General features: G+C 68.6%; 8 protein-coding genes. 2 read left to right on the forward strand and 6 right to left on the reverse strand.

Annotation, left to right across the window (positions count from 1 at the left end; genetic code table 11):
• The first annotated feature begins 359 nt into the window (after window positions 1-359).
• Both rpoB and ACFY61_RS12985 read left to right on the forward strand, forming a co-directional pair.
• Window positions 360-3,842, forward strand: coding sequence for a DNA-directed RNA polymerase subunit beta (gene rpoB, locus ACFY61_RS12980; RefSeq protein ID WP_389470773.1), 3,483 nt, complete (start codon window positions 360-362; stop codon window positions 3,840-3,842).
• A gap of 98 nt (window positions 3,843-3,940) precedes the next feature.
• Complete coding sequence (locus tag ACFY61_RS12985; RefSeq protein WP_389470775.1) at window positions 3,941-7,840, forward strand: DNA-directed RNA polymerase subunit beta'; 3,900 nt, start codon at window positions 3,941-3,943, stop codon at window positions 7,838-7,840.
• 59 nt (window positions 7,841-7,899) lie between these two features.
• Here ACFY61_RS12985 and ACFY61_RS12990 read toward each other — a convergent pair whose 3' ends face one another.
• The 6 genes from ACFY61_RS12990 to ACFY61_RS13015 form a co-directional block, all read right to left on the reverse strand.
• The gene (locus ACFY61_RS12990) at window positions 7,900-8,919 is read right to left on the reverse strand and encodes a M48 family metalloprotease (protein ID WP_389470776.1); all 1,020 of its coding nucleotides are present in this window, start codon (window positions 8,917-8,919) and stop codon (window positions 7,900-7,902) included.
• Window positions 8,920-8,923: 4 nt separating this feature from the next.
• Window positions 8,924-9,955, reverse strand: coding sequence for a hypothetical protein (locus ACFY61_RS12995; protein WP_389470778.1), 1,032 nt, complete (start codon window positions 9,953-9,955; stop codon window positions 8,924-8,926).
• 19 nt (window positions 9,956-9,974) lie between these two features.
• A complete protein-coding gene (locus tag ACFY61_RS13000) occupies window positions 9,975-12,101 on the reverse strand; it encodes a hypothetical protein (protein ID WP_389470780.1) in 2,127 nt (708 codons plus the stop codon).
• Window positions 12,098-12,859, reverse strand: a complete 762-nt coding sequence (locus ACFY61_RS13005; RefSeq protein ID WP_389470783.1) for a hypothetical protein — start codon at window positions 12,857-12,859, stop codon at window positions 12,098-12,100. Before ACFY61_RS13005 ends, ACFY61_RS13000 begins: the two co-directional genes overlap by 4 nt.
• Window positions 12,860-12,969: 110 nt before the next feature.
• Complete coding sequence (locus ACFY61_RS13010; protein WP_389470786.1) at window positions 12,970-13,677, reverse strand: Crp/Fnr family transcriptional regulator; 708 nt, start codon at window positions 13,675-13,677, stop codon at window positions 12,970-12,972.
• A 27-nt stretch (window positions 13,678-13,704) separates the two neighbouring features.
• A complete protein-coding gene (locus ACFY61_RS13015; protein ID WP_389470788.1) occupies window positions 13,705-16,158 on the reverse strand; it encodes a YfhO family protein in 2,454 nt (817 codons plus the stop codon).
• Window positions 16,159-16,363 lie beyond the last annotated feature (205 nt).

Genomic DNA, 16,363 nt, shown 5'->3' on the forward strand with positions numbered 1-16,363 from the left:
TCAGACCCGTCGTGAGGTCAGCCAGGTCGATCCGGATCCCGAGGCATGGATCGACTACGAAGAGGGCATTATCGGTACGCGCTCTGTGCACGAGGGCCGCAGCGTTGAACAACAAAGGGAAGGGCCTGTTGCCGGACTCGAAAGACCCGGTCTGGACATCAGTGAGCCAAGTGGCTACACTGACCCTTTGCGCTGCCTGTTAGCTGCCCCCTGCCCGTCGCCAGGGGCATGCCCACGCTCGAGCACACCTGACAAACACTTCTGACCTGGCCTTTCGTCCAGTGGGAAAGTGTCCGTCTTCTGTGTCGGCTGGGACCGGTACGCGCGTAGTGAGTCCGAGCCCTCGGAAGGACCCCCTCTTGGCCGCCTCGCGCAACGCCTCGACCAATACGAACAACGGCGCCAGCACCGCCCCGCTGCGCATCTCCTTTGCAAAGATCAAGGAGCCCCTCGAGGTTCCGAACCTCCTGGCGCTGCAGACCGAGAGCTTTGACTGGCTGCTCGGCAATGCCGCCTGGAAGTCTCGCGTCGAGTCGGCGCTGGAGAGTGGACAGGACGTCCCCACGAAGTCAGGTCTGGAGGAGATCTTCGAGGAGATCTCCCCGATCGAGGACTTCTCCGGGTCGATGTCGCTGACCTTCCGCGACCACCGGTTCGAGCCGGCGAAGAACTCCGTCGACGAGTGCAAGGAGCGCGACTTCACGTACGCGGCCCCGCTCTTCGTCACGGCCGAGTTCACCAACAACGAGACCGGTGAGATCAAGTCCCAGACGGTCTTCATGGGCGACTTCCCGCTCATGACCAACAAGGGCACCTTCGTGATCAACGGCACCGAGCGTGTCGTGGTGTCCCAGCTGGTTCGTTCGCCCGGTGTCTACTTCGACTCCTCCATCGACAAGACGTCCGACAAGGACATCTTCTCCGCCAAGATCATCCCGTCCCGGGGTGCCTGGCTGGAGATGGAGGTCGACAAGCGCGACATGGTCGGCGTGCGCATCGACCGCAAGCGCAAGCAGTCCGTCACCGTCCTCCTGAAGGCGCTCGGCTGGACCACCGAGCAGATCCTCGAGGAGTTCGGCGAGTACGAGTCCATGCGCGCCACCCTGGAGAAGGACCACACCCAGGGCCAGGACGACGCGCTGCTCGACATCTACCGCAAGCTGCGTCCGGGCGAGCCGCCGACCCGCGAGGCCGCGCAGACGCTGCTCGAGAACCTCTACTTCAACCCGAAGCGCTACGACCTCGCCAAGGTCGGCCGCTACAAGGTCAACAAGAAGCTCGGTGCGGACGAGCCGCTGGACGCCGGCGTGCTCACCACCGACGACATCATCGCCACGATCAAGTACCTGGTGAAGCTCCACGCGGGCGAGACCGAGACGATCGGCGAGAACGGCAACGAGATCGTCGTCGAGACCGACGACATCGACCACTTCGGCAACCGTCGTCTGCGCAACGTCGGCGAGCTCATCCAGAACCAGGTCCGCACGGGTCTGGCCCGCATGGAGCGCGTCGTCCGCGAGCGGATGACCACCCAGGACGTCGAGGCGATCACGCCGCAGACCCTGATCAACATCCGGCCGGTCGTCGCCTCCATCAAGGAGTTCTTCGGCACCAGCCAGCTGTCGCAGTTCATGGACCAGAACAACCCGCTGTCGGGTCTGACCCACAAGCGGCGTCTCTCCGCGCTCGGCCCCGGTGGTCTGAGCCGTGAGCGGGCGGGCTTCGAGGTCCGTGACGTCCACCCGTCGCACTACGGCCGCATGTGCCCGATCGAGACCCCCGAAGGCCCGAACATCGGTCTGATCGGCTCGCTCGCGTCCTACGGCCGCGTGAACGCGTTCGGCTTCGTCGAGACCCCGTACCGCAAGGTCGTCGACGGCCAGGTCACCGACGAGGTCGACTACGTCACCGCCGACGAGGAAGACCGCTTCGTCATCGCCCAGGCCAACGCCAAGCTGACGGACGACCTGCGCTTCGCGGAGCCCCGCGTCCTGGTCCGCCGCCGCGGCGGCGAGGTCGACTACGTGCAGCCGTCCGACGTGGACTACATGGACGTCTCGCCGCGCCAGATGGTGTCGGTCGCGACCGCCATGATCCCGTTCCTCGAGCACGACGACGCCAACCGTGCCCTCATGGGCGCGAACATGATGCGCCAGGCCGTTCCGCTCATCAAGGCGGAGGCCCCGCTCGTCGGCACCGGCATGGAGTACCGCTGCGCCGTCGACGCCGGCGACTCCATCAAGGCGGAGAAGGACGGTGTCGTCCAGGAGGTCTCGGCCGACTACATCACCGTCGCCAACGACGACGGCACGTACACCACGTACCGCGTCGCCAAGTTCTCCCGCTCGAACCAGGGCACCTCGGTCAACCAGAAGGTCATCGTCAACGAGGGTGACCGGATCATCGAGGGCCAGGTCCTCGCCGACGGTCCGGCGACCGAAGAGGGCGAGATGGCCCTCGGCAAGAACCTGCTCGTGGCGTTCATGCCGTGGGAGGGCCACAACTACGAGGACGCGATCATCCTGTCGCAGCGCCTCGTGCAGGACGACGTCCTCTCCTCGATCCACATCGAGGAGCACGAGGTCGACGCCCGTGACACCAAGCTGGGCCCCGAGGAGATCACCCGGGACATCCCGAACGTCTCCGAGGAGGTCCTCGCCGACCTCGACGAGCGCGGCATCATCCGCATCGGCGCGGACGTCGTCGCCGGCGACATCCTGGTCGGCAAGGTCACTCCGAAGGGTGAGACCGAGCTGACCCCCGAGGAGCGCCTGCTCCGCGCGATCTTCGGTGAGAAGGCCCGCGAGGTCCGTGACACCTCCCTGAAGGTGCCGCACGGTGAGATCGGCAAGGTCATCGGCGTCCGCGTCTTCGACCGCGAGGAGGGGGACGAGCTTCCCCCGGGCGTGAACCAGCTGGTCCGCGTCTACGTCGCCCAGAAGCGCAAGATCACCGACGGTGACAAGCTCGCCGGCCGCCACGGCAACAAGGGTGTCATCTCCAAGATCCTCCCGATCGAGGACATGCCCTTCCTCGAGGACGGCACCCCGGTCGACATCATCCTCAACCCGCTCGGCGTCCCGTCCCGAATGAACCCGGGACAGGTCCTGGAGATCCACCTCGGCTGGCTCGCCAGCCGCGGCTGGGACGTCTCCGGCCTCGCGGACGACTGGGCCCAGCGTCTGCAGGCCATCGGCGCCGACCAGGTCGCCCCCGGCACCAACGTCGCCACCCCGGTGTTCGACGGCGCCCGTGAGGACGAGCTCGCCGGCCTCCTGCAGCACACCATCCCGAACCGCGACGGCGAGCGCATGGTGCTCCCGTCCGGCAAGGCGCGCCTGTTCGACGGCCGCTCCGGCGAGCCGTTCCCGGACCCGATCTCGGTCGGGTACATGTACATCCTCAAGCTCCACCACCTGGTCGACGACAAGCTCCACGCCCGTTCGACCGGTCCGTACTCGATGATCACGCAGCAGCCGCTGGGTGGTAAGGCGCAGTTCGGTGGTCAGCGCTTCGGTGAGATGGAGGTGTGGGCGCTCGAGGCTTACGGCGCCGCGTACGCCCTCCAGGAGCTGCTGACCATCAAGTCCGACGACGTCACCGGCCGAGTGAAGGTCTACGAGGCCATCGTCAAGGGCGAGAACATCCCCGAGCCGGGCATTCCCGAGTCCTTCAAGGTGCTCATCAAGGAAATGCAGTCGCTCTGCCTCAACGTGGAGGTGCTGTCCTCGGACGGCATGTCCATCGAGATGCGCGACACCGACGAGGACGTCTTCCGCGCGGCGGAGGAGCTCGGTATCGACCTGTCCCGGCGCGAGCCGAGCAGCGTCGAAGAGGTCTGACGGGCCCGGCGGGGGCTCCACAAGAGCCCCCGCCGTCCCCGGGACCGTTTCAGACCACTGATCAAGAGACACGACCCCGAAAGAGGGATTGACGCACAGTGCTCGACGTCAACTTCTTCGACGAGCTGCGGATCGGCCTTGCCACCGCGGACGACATCCGTACCTGGTCGCACGGCGAGGTAAAGAAGCCGGAGACCATCAACTACCGCACCCTCAAGCCCGAGAAGGACGGACTCTTCTGCGAGAAGATCTTCGGTCCGACCCGGGACTGGGAGTGCTACTGCGGCAAGTACAAGCGTGTCCGCTTCAAGGGCATCATCTGTGAGCGGTGTGGCGTCGAGGTCACCCGCGCCAAGGTGCGCCGTGAGCGGATGGGCCACATCGAGCTCGCCGCTCCCGTTACCCACATCTGGTACTTCAAGGGCGTCCCGTCGCGCCTGGGCTACCTGCTGGACCTCGCGCCGAAGGACCTCGAGAAGGTCATCTACTTCGCCGCGTACATGATCACGTTCGTCGACGACGAGCGCCGTCAGCGCGACCTGCCGTCGCTGGAGGCCCACGTCTCCGTCGAGCGCCAGCAGATCGAGAACCGCCGCGACGCCGACCTCGAGGCCCGCGCCAAGAAGCTCGAGACCGACCTGGCCGAGCTCGAGGCCGAGGGCGCCAAGGCCGACGTGCGCCGCAAGGTCCGCGAGGGCGCCGAGCGCGAGATGAAGCAGCTCCGCGACCGCTCCCAGCGCGAGATCGACCGCCTGGACGAGGTCTGGAACCGCTTCAAGAACCTCAAGGTCCAGGACCTCGAGGGCGACGAGCTCCTCTACCGCGAGCTGCGTGACCGCTTCGGCACGTACTTCGACGGCTCGATGGGTGCCGCGGCGCTGCAGAAGCGCCTCGAGTCCTTCGACCTGGAGGAGGAGGCCGAGCGCCTCCGCGAGATCATCCGTACTGGCAAGGGCCAGAAGAAGACCCGTGCGCTCAAGCGCCTCAAGGTCGTCTCCGCGTTCCTGCAGACCAGCAACAGCCCCAAGGGCATGGTCCTGGACTGCGTCCCGGTCATCCCGCCGGACCTGCGTCCGATGGTGCAGCTGGACGGTGGCCGCTTCGCGACCTCCGACCTGAACGACCTGTACCGCCGTGTGATCAACCGCAACAACCGTCTGAAGCGTCTGCTCGACCTCGGTGCCCCCGAGATCATCGTGAACAACGAGAAGCGGATGCTCCAGGAGGCGGTCGACGCCCTCTTCGACAACGGCCGTCGTGGTCGCCCGGTCACGGGCCCCGGCAACCGTCCGCTGAAGTCCCTCAGCGACATGCTGAAGGGCAAGCAGGGTCGTTTCCGTCAGAACCTGCTCGGCAAGCGTGTCGACTACTCGGCGCGTTCCGTCATCGTCGTCGGCCCGCAGCTGAAGCTGCACCAGTGCGGTCTGCCGAAGGCCATGGCGCTGGAGCTCTTCAAGCCGTTCGTGATGAAGCGCCTGGTCGACCTGAACCACGCGCAGAACATCAAGTCGGCCAAGCGCATGGTCGAGCGCGGCCGCACCGTCGTGTACGACGTCCTCGAAGAGGTCATCGCCGAGCACCCGGTGCTGCTGAACCGTGCGCCCACGCTGCACCGCCTCGGCATCCAGGCCTTCGAGCCGCAGCTGGTCGAGGGCAAGGCCATCCAGATCCACCCGCTCGTCTGCACCGCCTTCAACGCGGACTTCGACGGTGACCAGATGGCCGTGCACCTGCCGCTGTCCGCGGAGGCGCAGGCCGAGGCCCGCATCCTGATGCTGTCCTCGAACAACATCCTCAAGCCGGCCGACGGCCGCCCGGTGACGATGCCGACGCAGGACATGGTCCTGGGTCTGTTCTTCCTCACCACCGACGGCGAGCTGCGTGACGTCAAGGGCGAGGGCCGTTCCTTCGGCTCCACCGCCGAGGCGATCATGGCCTTCGATGCCGGCGAGCTCTCGCTGCAGTCCGCGGTCGACATCCGCTTCCCGGTGGGCACCATCCCGCCGCGCGGCTGGGTCCCCCCGGTCGCCGAGGAGGGCGAGCAGGAGTTCCAGCCGGGTGACAGCTTCCGTCTGAAGACCACGCTGGGTCGTGCGCTGTTCAACGAGCTGCTGCCGGAGGACTACCCGTTCGTCGACTACTCGGTGGGCAAGAAGCAGCTCTCCGAGATCGTCAACGACCTGGCCGAGCGCTACCCCAAGGTCATCGTGGCGGCGACGCTCGACAACCTGAAGGCGGCCGGCTTCCACTGGGCGACCCGTTCCGGCGTCACCGTGGCCATCTCCGACGTCGTCGTTCCCGAGGCGAAGAAGGAGATCGTCGCGGGCTACGAGGCGCAGGACGAGAAGGTCCAGAAGCAGTACGAGCGCGGTCTGATCACCAAGGACGAGCGCACGCAGGAGCTCATCGCGATCTGGACCAAGGCGACCAACGAGGTCGCCGAGGCGATGAACGCGAACTTCCCCAAGACCAACCCCATCTTCATGATGGTTGACTCGGGTGCCCGAGGAAACATGATGCAGATGCGGCAGATCGCCGGTATGCGTGGTCTGGTGTCGAACGCGAAGAACGAGACCATCCCGCGTCCGATCAAGGCCTCGTTCCGTGAGGGCCTGTCCGTGCTGGAGTACTTCATCTCCACCCACGGTGCCCGTAAGGGTCTGGCCGACACCGCCCTGCGTACCGCCGACTCGGGTTACCTCACCCGTCGTCTGGTGGACGTCTCGCAGGACGTCATCATCCGCGAGGAGGACTGCGGCACCGAGCGCGGTCTGAAGCTGAAGATCGCCGTCCGCGGCGAGGACGGCGTCCTGCGGAAGGCCGACGACGTCGAGACCTCCGTGTACGCCCGCATGCTGGCCGAGGACGTCGTCATCGACGGCAAGGTCATCGCGCCGGCCAACGTGGACCTCGGTGACGTCCTCATCGACGCCCTGGTCGCCAACGGCGTGGAGGAGGTCAAGACCCGCTCGGTCCTGACCTGTGAGTCCGCGGTCGGTACCTGTGCCTTCTGCTACGGCCGCTCGCTGGCCACCGGCAAGCTGGTCGACATCGGTGAGGCGGTCGGCATCATCGCCGCCCAGTCCATCGGTGAGCCCGGCACCCAGCTGACGATGCGTACCTTCCACACCGGTGGTGTGGCCGGTGACGACATCACCCAGGGTCTGCCGCGTGTCGTCGAGCTCTTCGAGGCCCGTACCCCGAAGGGTGTCGCCCCGATCTCCGAGGCCGCCGGCCGCGTGCGGATCGAGGAGACCGAGAAGACGAAGAAGATCGTCATCACGCCGGACGACGGCTCCGACGAGACCGCGTACCCGATCTCCAAGCGTGCGCGCCTGGAGGTCGGCGAGGGCGACCACGTCGAGGTGGGCCAGAAGCTCACCGCGGGTGCCACCAACCCGCACGACGTGCTGCGCATCCTCGGCCAGCGCGCCGTCCAGGTCCACCTGGTCGGCGAAGTCCAGAAGGTGTACAACTCGCAGGGCGTGTCGATCCACGACAAGCACATCGAGATCATCATCCGGCAGATGCTCCGCCGCGTGACGATCATCGAGTCCGGCGACGCCGAGCTGCTCCCGGGCGAGCTCGTCGAGCGGTCGAAGTTCGAGACCGAGAACCGTCGTGTGGTCACCGAGGGCGGTCACCCCGCCTCCGGCCGTCCGCAGCTGATGGGTATCACCAAGGCCTCGCTCGCGACGGAGTCCTGGCTGTCGGCCGCCTCCTTCCAGGAGACGACCCGAGTCCTGACGGACGCGGCGATCAACGCCAAGTCCGACAGCCTCATCGGCCTCAAGGAGAACGTCATCATCGGTAAGCTCATCCCGGCCGGTACGGGTCTGTCCCGCTACCGCAACATCCGGGTGGAGCCCACCGAGGAGGCGAAGGCCGCGATGTACTCGGCCGTCGGCTACGACGACATCGACTACTCGCCCTTCGGCACCGGCTCCGGCCAGGCGGTCCCGCTGGAGGACTACGACTACGGCCCGTACAACGGCTAAGGGTCGGCAGGAAGCCCCCGCACGCTCCGTGAAGGAGCCTGCGGGGGCTTCCTCGTGTTTCACGATCGCCCGAGCCGGTGGAGCCGGGTCCGTGCATCCGGCATCGGGGCCAGTAACCGCCGAAGTGCGCCGGCCCTGCCGTCACGGTCTTCCCTTCTTCTGTTTCGCTTCTCGTTCCTCCGGAGCTTCTCGCGGTCGTCGGAGCGGCCGTCGTTGCTGGACTGCGCCTGAAGGAGGTCGCCGAGGGCCGGGCCGAACCCCAGGGCGACTGCACGGCGGTCGGCCCGGAATTCCGAACGCCTGGCCGCTGCCGCCACCAGAAGGGGCAGCGGCACCAGGAGCAATGGCAGGCCGTACGTCAGGTGCGCCAGCCGGTACGTTCCCCAGAGCGATACGGCGAACAGCAGCAGGGCCGCCGGTACGGAGAGCCGCTTCGCGGCCCTGAGAGCCGACCCGGCCAGTCGGCGGACGCAACGCCATGCCAGCCGTCCGGGGAGGGCGTACCACCAGCCCAGCAGGATGGCCCAGGTATGTCCTGCGGTGTGGTGGCTGAGCTGCCGGGCGAGGACCGCCGCCAGCTGTGAGGTCGGCAACGTGTCCAGAGCCCGGCGGGTGACGACCACCAGATGTGTGCCGACGGCTGCCGCGTCCAAGCGCTCGCTGTCCTCGATCCACAGCCGGTAGCGACCCGGTTCGACCCCTGCGCGGGCCGTGACCTCACGCCAGACTGGGACCAGCACGGCCAGTTCTCCTGGGGTCGGGTGGTGTAGCCGTAGCAGGTAGCGGGCGACCAGGTCTTCGGTCCGCCGGTGGAAGGCGAGAAGCCCGGCCGCCAGCCACAGCCCGGCAGGCACGGCGTACGGCAGGCCGGTCTCGTCGAGCAGCAGGCGGTACGGCACCAGGACGAGGCCGAGCCCAAGTGCCACGGAAGGCAGCTGGAGGAGCAGGAGTCCGACGGTGGTGAGGTCGGCGCTCCGCTGGCGCGCCGTGTAGTGGACGCGCGTGCCCGGGGCATGCCGGTAGACCAGGTCGTCCGCAGGACCGACGGGGTCGGGTACCGGGAGGGGTGACGGTGCCATCGGCTCACCCGTTCTCCGGCGCCGAAGGCCGCCGGCCATAGCCCGGTGGAGGCTTCCACAAAGGCTCCTCCGTGGCCGGCCCGCTCGAGTCCTCCGAGGCACTTCCGGGCAGCGGCTGGGCGAGGACCTTGTTGAGGGCCTGGATGGCGTGCTGCCGGGGCTCGGCGAGCTCGTGGTTCTCGGCGGTCTCCGTATCGAACAGCTTGGTGACCAGCTCCAGCTGCTTCTGCACCAGCTGGACCTGGTCCTGCCGCATCCCTTGGACGACGGTCTCCACCTTGTCCGGGTGCTGGCTGAGGTACCAGGCGAGGGCGCGGAGCGTGCCCTGCCCCAAAAAGGCCTCGTAAAGCTTTACGTTCTCCGCCTGCAGGCGCAGCAGCGCCGACCTGCGGCTGTCCCTGGCTTCGTCCGTTTGCTCACCCCGGTATTCGGTGAGGACTTGCTCGTCGGCAGTGTGGTGGATTTGCTGGAGCCGGAGCTGGTGTCGGATCTCCTCCTCGTTGCGGCGCAATCGCAGGGTCCACGTGCAGGTCAGACCGGCATCCGTGCCGGGAGGCAGCCAGTCGGCCGCGGCGGCCCGCACCCGCGCCTCCGCCAAAGCGCTGTCCGTGATGGGGAACGCGCGGGTGCCGGTGCGCGCCTGCTTCTCGAGTTCGTCGATCAGCAGACGCGGAACGTCCCGGCACCCGCTGCGGATGAACCAGACCGGATCGCGCACCTGCCAGCGGAAGTCCACCGTCGCCTGGAACTCCAGGGCGTCGTTCTTGCTGGGCAGCCGCAACTCGGCTCGGACGGGGTGGACGCCGGTGTCGATTTCGTAGACGGCGGTGTAGCGAGTCGTAGCCCTGGGACGGTGGGGCGGTTGGAAGACTTCGTAATCGTGGTCCTTCGTCGCGTAGACCAGGCAGTGGTCGAACCGGGTCAGCCGCCTCCGGCGCACGTCCACGAAGGAGAGCTGGCGGACGCTGATCACAGGATCGATCAGCTCCGTGTGGCGGTCGGCAGGCTGTAACCAGTCGAAGGTCCGAGACGACATGTATGCGTCTCCTTCCGGATCAAGGGCGGGCAATGGCGGAGAGCAGCCGGCTCGCGACAGCTGGGCGGTCACCGCCGTCGTCACCGCGAACGGTCTGGAGCAGGAACGCAATGCGGTGGTGATCGGTAGAGGTCTCCACGAGGGCACCCAGCAGGGCGGCGAGGGCCCATTCGGCGGCTTCATCGGCGTCGGCGGCCAGCACCCAGGAACTCAGGACGCCGAGTGCCGCTTCGCTGAAGGACCGGTCGCCCAGGGCACGGCGCCACAGCAATGGGATCCCCCGGGCCGGCGGTGTGCCAGCAGGGGCTGTGGCGTACCAGCGCAGAACCAAGGGCTGCCCCGTGGCGTCGTCGGAATGTCGGCAGGCCCCGAGGAAGCCCAACAGGGACAGCCGGAATGCGGATCTGTGGTCGTCGAGGGTGCGGAGGATCTCCGCCATCACGCGGTCGCCTGCGTCTTCGCTCAGCAGGAGCAGTTCCACGGACTGGGCCAGCTCGCCCTCCACCTCCTGATCGGTAGCCGAGTCGTCACGCACCTGCCTGGCGCGCACCCGCAAGGCGAACAGGGCTTTCTCGGGTCGCTCGCTCCCCAGCAGGCCCTGGGCCCGGATGCCCACCCAGCTGCGGCGGGCGTCTTCGTCCGAGGTCCAGTCGTCCACGACCCGGAAGATGTTCGGCGCTCCGGAAGCGTGGGCCAGTGACAGCGCGCTGACCGCTCCGACCCTCCTGCGGGCGTCTTTGGCCAGCGCCCACGGCTCGATGACCAGCGCCATCGCCGACGGCAGGTCGGTCGCAGCCAGCGCCGCGACCGTGGCCGCCGCCCGGGTGCGGACGAAGGGGCGCCGGTCCTCCACCAATCGCCCAAGCCACGCCACCAGTGCCGGTCGCGCGGATGGGTGTCCCGTCCAGACCTCCCGGATCACCACCGGCGCGGTCCTCGGATCCACGAACTTCGCCTTCACCTGGAGGACGGGTCCCCACTCGGTGGGCTCCTCCTCCGGATAGGGGTGTGCACGGGCGAGGCGGAGCCGCTTGCCGATGTGGGTGCCGAAGACCGGTACGGCGTCCGGAACGCGGGCGTTGGCCGTCCGCTGCAGTTCGCTGAACAATCGATCGCTCAGTTCCGCGGTGAGGGCGTACGGCCCCGAGTCGAAGACGGCGAGGGCGATGAGGAACGCCTTTTCACGGAGGTGCAGCGTGTCCTCGTCCGTCTCGAACCACTCCTGAACCTGGTGTACGAGCGCGTCGAGGGAGGCGCGGCGGATGTCCGCTTCCGGATCGCCCCGGATATGGCGGGCCACTGCGGTCGCGTGCGCGATCACCTCACGCGGTTGGTGCCCTCGGGGCAGGAACTCGATGACCTCGGGGAGGTCCATCGCGCGGGCTGCCGTCTCCGGCCCGAGGTCGCGTTCCAGGAAGGAGCGCAGGAGAACTTCGGAATGGGGCGGCTCCCAGAGGGCGGTGCGAACGTCGTCCTCTACCCAGGGGCGGAGCCCCGTGGTGATGACCAGGTGGCCGCCCTGGGCGTGGAGGTGGTCTCGGAGCGCCAGTACGTGGGTTTCGCGCAGGGGTGCGTCGGAGGAAACGGCCAGGTCGCAGATGATGTAGCCCGATCCACGCGCGCCGTTCAGCGCGGGCACCAGCGAATCGGGCGGCGTCTCGCGGTCCACCGCGTTGACGGGTCGGGCGCCGAGCGCGTGCAGCAGCATCAGGGCCGCGGTCCGTCGCCCGCTGAAAGGGGCACCGGTGAGGATCAGGACGCGGTCCTCGCGGAGCCGTTCCCTAAGTGCCGAGAATCCGGGGCCCGTGGTGACGAAGCGCTCGGCGAGGGCGTCCAGTTCGGCGGCCGCGATCTCACCCGAGGCGTGCGTCGGGCCGCGGGACCCGAACTGGTAGATGACGTCGCCCATGATGCGGTCGGCTACCACACCGTGGTTGATGCCGTCGAAGCGGAGTGAGCGGTGCCGGTGCCGGTGCAAGTCGCGCTGTGTGTCCCACGCGGTCTGGGCCTTGGGGGAGTCCTCCGGTGGGCTCTCCTCTCCCTTTTCACCGTCCTTGGCCGGGTCGCGGTCCTCGGCGGCCGGCTGGCCGGGCTGGTTCGCCGGGCTCCGTTCCTCGGCTGTTGGCCGGGCGGTACCGGTCGTCACCGGCTCTCACCGCCGTGGAAGGACACACCCCCGTTGATCGTCCCGCCCTGGACCACCGGTCCGTTGATCGTCTGGGCGACAACGCCGTTGTTGGTGCCGCGGAAGTCGAACGTGGCCGGAGGAGCGGACACCGGTTCAGGTGCCGCCGTCTTCGGTGGCGGGACGGATCCGGAAGGTGTCGTCAGGACGGGTGGGGCCCCGTGCAGCCAGGCCTTCAAAGCTCCGTTCTTGCTGGCCACCGTGATTTCGTGAAAGGCATCCACAGGAATCCCCGGGTGGTCGTGGCGCACGATGCCTGCATGTACGGACTCCGACACGCACAGTGCGATGTCCTCCGTGCGCTCTCGCAGGGCGGCCCGCAACGCGTCGGCGTCCAGCAGCCGGCATGCGTGGTTGAGGTCCGAGCCGACCCACCCGTCCACCGCGTCGACCGTGACGAAGCCCGTCGCCACCACGGCGCGCAGCCGGATCTGGGCGGATCGGGATGCCATCCGATTCACCGCGCGGAGCTGTGTTGGGGCGTCAGTGAGCATGGCTCGGAGCAGCGAGGTCAGGGGCACGTTCGCGTCGATCATCACCAGTACGCCGTCGCCGCGGTCCGCACGAGCATGCAGGGTCTGATCGATGCCTGCCTTCTCGAGGACGCGTTCCACGACGTCGTACAGCATGCGGCGCAGGTAGGCCTGCTCGACGTCGTCGCGATCGCTGAACTTCTCGATGTCGAGTAGGAGCAGGCTGCGGTTGAGTGGATCGGTCATGTCTGCCTCTCGCCGGTGGGGTTGGCGTGCTGGAGACAGCCTGCGGGCGGGCAGCGGTGCGCCGTGAGGGCGGATGACGCACTCGGAGTGTGACGGTGTGCACGGAACGCTCAGCGGATCGTGGCGCAGATCCGGTGCAGGACGTCCGGGCGATTGATCACGAGCCGGCAGCGTCCCGTTGTGACGACTCCCCGGTCGCGAAACTCCTTCAGCTGGCGCTGCACCATCTCGCGGGAGGCGCTGACAGCACCCGCCAGCTCCTGCTTGGTGAGCCGCACCGTTATCTCCACCCCGGCATCGGCCGGACGGCCATGGGTGCGAGCCAGGTCGAGCAGCAGGGTGGCGAGCCGTTCTCGGACGCCCATGGCGGCGAACAGCAGCTGGCGGCGGTCGGCCGCGCGGACCCGGTCGGCGCCCAGCCCTATCAGCGTGAGGGCGACGGCCGGGGAACGGGCGAGGAAGGAAGTGAACCCCAGGTGGTCGATGGCCACCGCACGGACGGGCTCGAGAGCGGTGACGGTGGCCGATCGAGGCTGCCCGGTGACTGCGGCCGACTCGCCGACTACGTCACCGGGGCCACGGAGGGCGAGGAGGGCCTGGTATCCGTTGGGCGCGGTGCTGGTGACCTTGGTCCAGCCGGTCAGGATGAGCAACACGTGAGTGGTGGGCTCGTCCTGCTGCATTAACGGAGCCCGGGCGGCGAACTTCAGCTCGCGCCCGAGCCCGCGTAACGCCGAGGCGTCCGCGGCCTCCAGGCGTGCCAGGAACGGCACCCGATCGCCGAGTCCGCCGTCACCAGGGAGAAACGCGGAATCCATGGCAATGCCCCCCGATCATCCGGGTGGTCAATGTACTGATTCGAGGGCTTTCTCGGGTGTGGTTCCGGCAGGAACGGTCCCGCCGGCCCGCAGGCGGCGGCGGGAGGTGAAGGTGACCGTGAGGAGGGCGATGAGGGCCAGTGCCGCTGCGGCGAGGCCCGGGACGAGGCCCCTGGGGGTGAAGGTGCAGGAGAGCTTCGTGGTGTCCGCGGGGAGGTCGACGGCGAGGAGGCCGTGGAACGGCTTCAGCGGGGCCGAGCACTGCCAGCCGGGGACGGCGGTCGTGGCGAGCACCACGGTGCCGCGGGTGCCCTGGGGGAGGGTGGCTTCCAGGGAGTGGCCGCCGACGGTCACCCCGGTGGCTCCGGTGGTGGTCAGGGCGGCCACCGCCGACCGTACGGCGCCGGGCTTGAGGCAGCCGACCGGGTGCTCGGGGGCCTCGCCCCGGCTCCTGGTGCGGACGGTGAGGTCCAGGCGGCCGTCGGCGGGGACGGGGCCCAGGCGGAGGACGCCGGTCTGCCTGTCCTCCAGGCGGTGGTCGGTGCCGCCGGCCGTGAGGACGCCGTTCAGCGCGGGGGAGTACCAGTAGGCCTCGGAGCCGGGGGCGCACCGGGCGGCGTACCGCTGTTCCGTGGCGGTGCCGGAGCGGGTGGTCGGCGGGACCTGGTAGACCGTGCTGCCCAGCACGGTCTCCTGGTTCGCCCAGACGCTGCCGGCCGAGTTCGGCGAGGTGTACGCGCCGTCCCGGACGGTCACCAGCGGCGGGGCCGGGAACCTCGTGCCCTTCCAGGCGTTCTTCTCGCCCGGGACCGGGGAGACCCGGGCGCCGACCGAGAAGATGGCGTCGAGGACGGGGTTGTCGGCGCCGAAGACGGTCCGGCCGTCGTTCTTGTAGCCGTAGCCGAGCGGTTCGAGTGCCCGGAACGTCACCTCGGGCAGGTAGCTGCTGTAGTACTGCGGGCCCTCCGCGCGGAGGGCGAGGGCGTCGTTGTACGCGGTCTGCGGCCGGCCGGAATCGGTCCGGTATGCGGGCCAGCCGTCCACACCGCGGACGGCCTCGAAGTGGTTCGTGATGGACCGGTTCGAGGTCGCGGCCGGTTTGGCCCAGCGCTCGCGGGCCCGCTTCTCGTCGGCGTTGTACGCGGACAGGGCGGACTCGGCGAGGACCACGCCGGCCATCAGCACCGCCGCCACCGGCACCAGCGCCCGCCGCCGGCCGCCCAGGTGCAGCAGGAACAGTGCGAGCAGGGAGAGCGCGCCGCCACCGAGGACCGCGTACCAGGTCTCGACGGAGAAGTCGTCGGTGTTCCGGAGCAGGAAGGTGGCCACCACGAGCAGCCCGGCCGTGAGCGCCAGGTGCAGCGGCCGGGGCCGGGCGGCCAGCGCCATCCAGGCCAGGACCACCAGCATCCCGCTGAAGACGAAGGCCTCGCGGTACGGGTTGCCGTTCGGCACCGCCAGGCCGTGCCAGACGTACTGGGTGGGCGGGAACTGGAACGAGGCGGCGACCAGCACCACGGCCAGGCCCCACACCAGGCGCGTCCTCCTGGCGATGCCCGTGTTGAGGAGGAAGGACCCGGCCAGGATCAGCCCCAGCGAGGCGACGTAGAGCCGGGGCCGGCCGCCCCACAGGTGGGTGGCGGGCAGCATCCCGGTCAGGAAGACGTCCAGCCGCTGCGGGACGAACTCGGCGACCTCGGTGGGCTGGGCGGCACCACTGGAGAGGAAGGCGGGCAGCAGCAGCGGCAGGGTCAGGGTGATGCCGGTGGCGGCCGCGGTGGCGGCCCGGCCCAGGGCGCGGAGCCTCTGGGCGCCGGTCATGTCCCGAGTGATGAGACGGATGACCAGAATGACGCTGACGGCCATCGTCGCCATCATCGCCGTGTAGAAGTTGCCCAGCCAGGCGAGGGCCACCAGCCCGGCCGCGGCCGGCCAGCGCCGCTGCTCCAGGCACCACTCGACCGCGATGCCCAGCATCGGCAGGGCCACCAGGCCCCACAGCCACATCGGGATGTACGAGGCGTCGCTGAGCGCCCAGCCGCACAGCCCGTACGCCGCGCCCAGCACCCCGCGCTGCCACCACGGCCCCGGCACCAGCCGGCCCAGGTACACGGCCATCAGCGCGGCCGCGAACCCCATGGTCAGCGGCGTGATCAGGAAGACCGCGAGGTCCACGTGGGCCCGGGGGACCAGCACCGCCAGCCAGGAGAACGGATTGCCGAGGTAGGTGTAGTAGTCGGACAGGAACTGCTGTCCGAATCCGCCCCGCCAGGTGAACAGCAGGTCGCCCGCGGCCTCGCCGTGCACCAGGTCCCACAGCGCCCGGTGGAAGGGCACGTACTGGTTGGCCTGGTCGTTGATGGCACGCCCGGTGTTCCCGAAGGGGAAGCTGCCGCGCGCCACCCAGGCCGAGCAGAACGCTGCCGAGGTGATCGCGAAGGCGAGCAGGGGGGCGTACGGCCGCTTGGTCCGGCTCGCCAATGCAGTACTCCCTGATGATCGCTATAATGGCCTGTTCGGTAGTTTATGCGGCCGTTCGGCGGGCAGACCGGGCGGTTCGGGGGTCCGGGGCATTTGTTTTGACCGGAGTCAGTGCGGTAGGTACGCTCAGACCTTGTGCCTGGGGTGTGCCTGGGGTCCCGTGCGTGTCGATCAACCGCATGCGAGCCGAAGCAGCCACCGCGAT

The sequence above is a fragment of the Streptomyces sp. NPDC012888 genome (assembly GCF_042900645.1).
Classification (GTDB): domain Bacteria; phylum Actinomycetota; class Actinomycetes; order Streptomycetales; family Streptomycetaceae; genus Streptomyces.